Below are 7,205 nucleotides of genomic sequence, written 5' to 3'. Positions count from 1 at the left end.
GGTGTGCCGCGCTGCCGCGCGGGGGGCCGCTCCGCTCCGTTGCGGGGTGGGTGGTCATCGGTCCGCTTCGCTAGTTGACGGTGTATCCGAGGGACTTGGCCTTGTCGGTGATGGCCGTCTGCCAGGTGCCGAGGGTGTCGGTGAGGGTCTTGCCGGAGTTCAGGGCCGGGATCACGGTGGAGGAGTAGATCGCTTCCTGGCTGTACTGGGTGGCGGACCAGCCGGGCCAGACGAGTTCCGCCGCCTCCTGGAAGACCGGGCCGACGTCCTCGGCGAAGTAGCTGGTCTCCTTCTGGCCGGCGAGCCAGGCGACGGCTGCCTTCTTGTACGCGGGGTAGGTGGCCGCGGTGGCCTGGTAGTCGTTGGAGGTCGTCATCCAGGTGACCAGGTCGGAGGCCGCCTTGAGGTTCTTGCTGTGGGAGGAGACGAACCACAGACCACCGCCGACGTTGCCGGTGTAGTTCTTGGCGTCGGCCTCGAACTTCAGCGGTGAGGCGGCGGCGATCTGCCCCTTGGGGATCTTGAAGGTGGAATTGAAGAGCACCTGTCCGTACCAGGAAGGGCCGGGGAGCATGAGGACCTTGCTCGCCTGGTTCTTGATGAAGCCGGCGCTGAAGACGGTGTCCTTGGCGACCGATCCCCTGGCGATCAGAGTGTCGAGCAGCTTGGCCATCCGGGTGCATTTGGGGTCATGCAGGTCAACGGTGACCTTCTTGGCGCCGGTCGTGGTGCCGGCGGTGCACTGACTCGCCCAGAAGTACACCTCGGGAGTCCAGGCGTCCCCGGCTGTTCCGACCAGGTACCCGCGGTGTTCCTTGGCGACCTTCTCGCCGAGCGCCTGGTACTCCTCCCAGGTGGTCGGGACGGAGTAGCCCCACTTGCCCATGAGGTCCTTGTTGTACCAGAGCACGTTCTGGGCAAGGTCGTTGCGCAGGCAGTAGGTGCCGCCGTTGAACTTGCAGGGGTCCAGTGCGCCGTGGGCGAAGCCGTCCAGGGTCGCCTGCGGAATCAGGCCCTTGTCGACGGGCGCGGCATAAGGCGTCTTGCTCTGGGCGGCCCAGCTGCCGTCGTTGACGTTGGCGCTGAAGGCGACGTCTGGCCACCCGCTGCCGGTCCGGTCGAACAACTGCACCTTGGTCTGCAGGTCATTGGCCCCGTTGGCATCGCCGCTGTACGTCACGATCTTCAGCTTCACGTCCGGGTGCGCCTTCTGGTACGCCTGCACGCCGGGCACCCGGGCGGCGTCGGCCCAGACCGTGATCTCGCTGCCTTCCTTCTGCGCGACGGGCTTGAAGGCGGCCGGGGCGGAAGTCGCCGTGGGATTGGGGTCCGCGCTGCCACAGGCGGCGAGCCCGAGCAGGGAGACGGCGCCCAGGACGGCGACGGCCGTGTGTCTGAGCTGACGGCGGGAGGAAACCGGAACGTCGTCGTTCATGACTGACCTCAATCTCGGGAAATGGCGCGCAGCAGTGAGAGGCGGCCGCGTTCGGGGTGTTCGGGACAGGCGGTCGGGTCTGGGGCTCCGGTCATCAGGCCCGGGGCGGAGTGACGGTCTCCTTGTCGACAAATCCCTGAAGGACGGGAGGGTAGTCCAGGCCCGCCGGAAGGGCGACGCCCGCACCGGTGGGGGCATGGACGAGGCCGTGGGCGTCGATGCCGCTCTCGCGGCTGATGGGGTTGCCCATGACCAGCGACTCGTAGTAGGTGGTGTTCGAGATGGCCATGCACAGGTGCCGGTTGGGGATCTCCGGCCCGTGCACCTCGGCGCGCAGCCGGTAGGCGTCGGCGAGGTGGGCGGTGCGCATCGCGCCGGTGAAGCCACCACGCAGTTGGGTGGAGGCGCGGACTCCGAAGGTGGCGGCGCCGGCCTGGATGAAGTCGGCGGAGTTCATGTGCGCCCCGTCGGAGGTCTCGGCCACGAGGAGGGGTACGGCCACCGCGTCGGCGAGGCGCTTGTACGCGGTGACACTGAACTCCCTCATCGGCTCCTCGTACCAGAGGTAGCCGGCGTCGGAGAGAGCGTGTCCGAGGTGGATCGCGTCGGGGAGGTCGAATCCCGCCGACCCGTCGAACATCAGCGGGATGTCGTCCCCCACATGCTCGCGCAGGGCCACCGACAGGCGGGCGTCGCGGCGGGCGTCCCCCCAGGCGTGGAGCTTGATGGCGGGGTAGCCAAGTTCCAGGGCCTGGTCGGCGATGTCCAGGTACTCCTCGACCGACGAGTAGGTGACGGTGGAGGCGTACGCCGGTATGGAGGTGCGGTAGCCGCCGAGCATCTGCCAGGTGGGGCGGTCGGCGAGTCGTCCGGCCAGGTCCCACAGCGCGGTGTCGACCAGCCCCAGTAGGTAGAGCGGGAGCTCCTCGGTGCGGTCCAGCTCCCACATGCGGTGCCAGAGCCATTCCCGCTGCAGGGGATCCTGCCCCACCAACTCCTTAAGCAGTACGCGGTCCAGCAGGTCCGCCAGGATGACACCGCTGCCCCGCCGAGGGGACATCGCCACCCCCTCGACCCCCTCGTCCGTGCAGATGCGCAGCACCGCGGCCTCTCCCTCGGCCGGGCTGCCCAGGAGTCCGTCCCGCCAGACGAAGGGCGGACTGGCTCCCGGCACCCGGAGCGGATGGCATTCGACTTCGGTAATGCGCACGGCGTGCACCCCTTGGAGCGGGAACTACTGCTGCGAAATTTTCGTGTAAGGTAAGTCGTCATACGAATGCTGTCAAGAAGTCCCGCGCAGTAGAATCGCCGTCATCCGCATCAGCAAGGGGGCACACATGGCCAAGGACAGCGTCGGCAGAGCGGGAGAGCCTCCCGTTCTCAAGCCCTGGCCCAAGCGTCCGGCCCGACTTGCGCAGGCCGTCATGGAGAGCCTGACCGACACGATCGTGTCGGGCGTCATTCCTCCAGGATCGACTCTGCCGGTCGAACCCGAGCTCTGCGAGACGTTCGGCGTCAGCCGCATCACCGTCCGCGAGGCGGTCAAGTCCCTGGAGGCCAAGGGACTGGTCCTCGCCCGGCAGGGCTACGGCACCACCGTCACCCCACCCGAGGAATGGAACCTCCTCGACCCCGTCGTGCTCGCAGCGACCGTCCAGCACGATGACCAGCTCGTCGTCCTCGACCAGTTGGTCGACATCCGGTCGACGCTGGAAGCCCAGATGGCAGCCCAGGCCGCGGAGCTGGTCACCGACGACGACCTGCGAGCCATCGAGCGGCTGCTCGCCCGGCTCGACGAGGAGACCGCCGTCCCGGCACGCTTCATCGAAACCGACGTGGCCTTCCACGACCGGATCATGCAGGCATCCCACAACAGGCTCGGCCGTTCCATCATCCGGATCCTCCACGCCCAGGCGCGCACGACATACCTGTACAACGGCACACCGGACGCGACCGCGTGCGAGCGGGCCAACGCGGAACATCGCGCAATCGCCGAGCGGCTGCTGGCCCGAGACTCCGACGGGGCCGCGCAGGCCATGGCCGCACACATCAATACCGCGTGGAGCCGCCGCCGTCTGCCGAACGTGAGCTCCCCCGCCTCCTGAGAACACCCGCATCGACCTCGCCCCCGAGCCGACAGGCCGGGGGCGTTCGCATGCCCAGGGCCGGCCGAGTCGACGACGCTTGACCTATTGACGAAATTCATATGACGTCTAATGTTACATCGCCATTACCCCTTCCCCTCTTGTCGCCGGGGTCTCCCCTGCCCGCCAAGAGCACCCCCGGACCGTCTGAACCTCCCGGAAGGTGTCACGTGCGAACAACCGACATCCGCCCCGCGGGCCCTGACCGCCTCAGATCATGGCTGGCCACAGCCGCCGTCCTCGCCGCCTCGACCGCAGGAGTCCTCATCCAGGCCGGCCCCGCCTTCGCTGCCGGCACGACGACGCTCTACGCCTCACCGAACGGCTCCGGAACCGCCTGCTCCGTGAGCCAGCCGTGCTCCATCACCCAGGCCAAGACCAACGTGCGGGCGATCAACCGCTCCATGACAGGTGACATCACCGTCGAGCTCACCGACGGCACCTACCGGCTCTCCGCGCCGCTGACCTTCACCTCGGCGGACTCCGGCACCGGCGGCCACACGGTGAACTGGAAGGGCGCGCTGGGCGCCCATCCCGTCATCACCGGCGCGCAGAAGGCCACCGGCTGGACCGTGCAGGACTCGGCCAAGAACATCTGGAAGAGCAACGTCGGCACCGGCTTCGACACGCGCCATCTGTCCGTGGACGGCGTCATGGCCACCAGGGCCCGCTCCTCGATCAACCGCTCCGACCTGACCGCGACCACCAGCGGCTACACGTTCACGAACAGCTCGCTGAGCTACCTCAACAGCCTCGCGCAGCCCGGCCGGACCGAGATCCACGGCATCGGATCCTTCACCGACCGCTACGCCCCGGTGACCGGCATCAGCAGCGGCACCATCACCATGACCCAGCCCTCGTGGAACAACAACACGTTCGGCTACGACACCCTGACAAGCCCCTTCCGGGACGGCCCCCTCTACATCGAGAACGCCTACGAGTTCCTCGACACGGCCGGCGAGTGGTACCTCGGCACCGCAACCGGCACCCTGTACTACAAACCGCTCGCCGGGCAGGACATGAGTACGGCCGACGTCGAGGTGCCGAAGCTGGAGTCACTCATCGGCGTCGGAGGGACGTACTCCTCCCCCGCCACCCACATCGCCTTCTCGGGACTGCAGTTCTCGGGCACCAGCTGGCTGGACCCCACCGCGCACGGCTACGCCAGCCAGCAGACCGGCGCATACATCTCCGGTACCTGGGACCGCCCGTCGGACGCGCTGACCTCGTGCCAGAGCGGCTGCCCGCTCTTCGAGGCGACACGCCCTCACTGGGACCAGATGCCCTCCGCCGTCCAGGTCTCGGCCGCCGACCACATCACCTTCACCGGCAACCGGTTCACCCAGCTCGGACAGAGCGGCCTCGGCATCGGCAACGACGCCAACGCCCACACCACCGGCGTGGGACTCGGCGCCGACACCATCACCGCCACCGGCAACGTCTTCACCCAGGACGCGGGCGGCGGCATCGTCGTCGGCGGCATTCAGGCGGACGCACACCACCCCGGTGACAGCCGGATGACCAACCGGAACATCACACTGAGCAACAACCTCATCCACGACGTGGCGCTGGAATACCGCGACATGTCAGCCATCCTCGTCACCTACGTCAACGGTGCGACCGTCTCGCACAACGAGGTGTACAACCTGCCCTACTCCGGCCTCACCATCGGCTACGGCTGGGGCGTCAACGACATCGGCGGCAGCCAGGACTACGTCAACCGGGGCCTGTACAACCACCAGCCCACCTACACGACCGCGACCACCGCCGCGAACAACCACGTCACCGACAACTACATCCACGACCTCATGCAGCAGATGACCGACGGCGGCTGCATGTACACCCTGTCGGCGTCACCGGGCAGCACATTCGAACGCAACTACTGCCATAGCAACGGCGGTTGGTTCGGCTTCTACCACGACGAGGGTTCCCGGAACTTCACGGATACCAACAATGTCTTCCGCAACACCGGCAGCTGGGGCCACGAGAACAGCAGCTCGACCAACAACACCGGCGCCCTGACCCTCACCGGCAATTGGACGAACAACAGTTCCGCGAACATCACCAACACCAATGGCCGTGGTGACGTGGTGAGCGACACCGTCGTCGTCAGCGACGGCAGCTGGCCGTCGGGCGCCAGGACGGTCATGGACAGCGTCGGCATCCAGCCGCTGTACCGTCCGCTGACCACCGACCCCGTCAGCTCGCCCTACAGCGCGTACTCCTCCACTCCGGCCAACACCGGCCAGAGCGGCGGCCGCTTCACCATCACCGACGCGGGCGCGGACACCTGGGGTGCCGGCGGTCAGCACGACGACGCCTACGGCACGGTCTACCAGGCCGGGGCGGCCGTCAACGGCACCTCGGTGACCGCCCGGGTCGACAACCTGGACAACAGCGACGGCTGGGCCAAGGGCGGTGTCGTCCTGCGCAACGACCTCACGGGCAAGGGCTCCTCCGCCGGATACGCGGTCGCGACGGCGACCCCGAGCCACGGCGTCAGTTTCCAGTGGGACTCCAACGCCGACGGCTACCTCGACCGGCTCACCTCCACGGCCTCCACCGTCAAGGCGCCGGTCTGGTTGCGGCTCACCCGCACCGCCACCCAGGTGTCCGCCTACTACTCCACCGACGGATCCACCTTCACCCAGATCGGCTCGACGGTCACCCTGCGGTCCATGGCGGCCACCCAGGACGCCGGTGTCATCCACACCGCTCACAGCACCGCCGCCGGCAGCGCGACCTTCAGCAACCTGCGCATCGTCATCTCTCCCTACAACGCATACAGTTCGATTCCGGCCGCCGTCGGCCAAAGCGGCGGAGTGACCTCCCTGACCAGCGCGGGCATCGACATATGGCGCTCCGGCACGGCATACGACGACGAGTATTCCGCCGCCTACCAGACGGGGGCTGCTGGAACGTCCTCGACCGTCACCGTCCGCGTCGCCAGGCAGGACAAGACCAACAACTGGGCCAAAGCCGGCCTCATGCTGCGCAACAACATCGCCTCCGCCGGCTCGTCCACCGGGTACCTCGTCCTCGCCACCACCCCCAGCAACGGAATCGCCCTGTCGTCGGACTCCAACGGTGACGGCTACCTCGACACCAACACCATCAAGACCGGAAGCGCCACCGTCGCCCCCGTCTGGCTCCGCCTGGCCAGGAGCGGCACGTCGGTCACCGGCTCCTACTCCGCCAACGGCACCACCTGGACCACTGTCGGAACCGCAACACTGACCGGGGCGAACACCACCCTGGACGCGGGCATGTTCTCCACGGCCCACGCCGGCAGTATCGGCACCGCGACCTTCAGCCAGTTCTCCGTCAGCTGACGCAGCGGTTCGGGTCCCGATCTCCGAAACGATCTCCGTGTGCCGGTGCGACCTCCGCACCGGCACACGGAGCGCCGTCGTGTCCGGGCCGTCCTGCGTGCGGCACGGCAACGCGCACGCCCCGGGCGCCGAGTTCAGGCAGCACATCCGAGTCGAGGTCAGCGGACGCAGGCAGACCCGGTCCAGGTCGTACCGGAGGGGCAGGGAACCGAGGGGCGTACGTTCGCCAGTCAGGTCACCGACCAGTCCGACACCGGCTCCGACAACCTGGAACAGCCGCTGCCCGGCCCCGGC

General features: G+C 67.8%; 5 protein-coding genes. 3 read left to right on the top strand and 2 right to left on the bottom strand.

All coding sequences use genetic code 11. The features are described 5' to 3' along the window. Window positions 1-70 precede the first annotated feature (70 nt). Both ABZ281_RS30240 and ABZ281_RS30235 read right to left on the bottom strand, forming a co-directional pair. A complete protein-coding gene (locus ABZ281_RS30240; RefSeq protein WP_356660589.1) occupies window positions 71-1,435 on the bottom strand; it encodes an ABC transporter substrate-binding protein in 1,365 nt (454 codons plus the stop codon). 94 nt (window positions 1,436-1,529) lie between these two features. After that, window positions 1,530-2,645: an enolase C-terminal domain-like protein gene (locus ABZ281_RS30235; protein ID WP_356660587.1), complete on the bottom strand. Its 1,116-nt coding sequence runs from the start codon at window positions 2,643-2,645 to the stop codon at window positions 1,530-1,532. A gap of 127 nt (window positions 2,646-2,772) precedes the next feature. Between ABZ281_RS30235 and ABZ281_RS30230 the strand changes: the two genes are divergently transcribed. From ABZ281_RS30230 to ABZ281_RS30220, 3 genes are all read left to right on the top strand, one after another. Continuing rightward, the gene (locus ABZ281_RS30230) at window positions 2,773-3,540 is read left to right on the top strand and encodes a FadR/GntR family transcriptional regulator (protein WP_356660585.1); all 768 of its coding nucleotides are present in this window, start codon (window positions 2,773-2,775) and stop codon (window positions 3,538-3,540) included. Window positions 3,541-3,749: 209 nt separating this feature from the next. Beyond that, the gene (locus ABZ281_RS30225) at window positions 3,750-6,911 is read left to right on the top strand and encodes a DUF1349 domain-containing protein (protein WP_356660583.1); all 3,162 of its coding nucleotides are present in this window, start codon (window positions 3,750-3,752) and stop codon (window positions 6,909-6,911) included. A 39-nt stretch (window positions 6,912-6,950) separates the two neighbouring features. After that, window positions 6,951-7,205, top strand: a 255-nt coding sequence (locus ABZ281_RS30220) for a hypothetical protein (protein ID WP_356660581.1), incomplete at its 3' end; no start/stop codon positions are given.

It is taken from the genome of Streptomyces sp. NPDC006265 (genome assembly GCF_040613555.1).
GTDB lineage: Bacteria > Actinomycetota > Actinomycetes > Streptomycetales > Streptomycetaceae > Streptomyces.
Note: the sequence above shows the minus strand (reverse complement) of the source record. Positions and strands in the feature narration are given on the sequence as shown.

Coding starts and splice junctions, on each gene's coding strand:
- ABZ281_RS30240 (WP_356660589.1), bottom strand. CDS start 1,435: ATGAACGACGACGTTCCGGTTTCCTCCCGCCGTCAGCTCAGACACACG.
- ABZ281_RS30230 (WP_356660585.1), top strand. CDS start 2,773: ATGGCCAAGGACAGCGTCGGCAGAGCGGGAGAGCCTCCCGTTCTCAAG.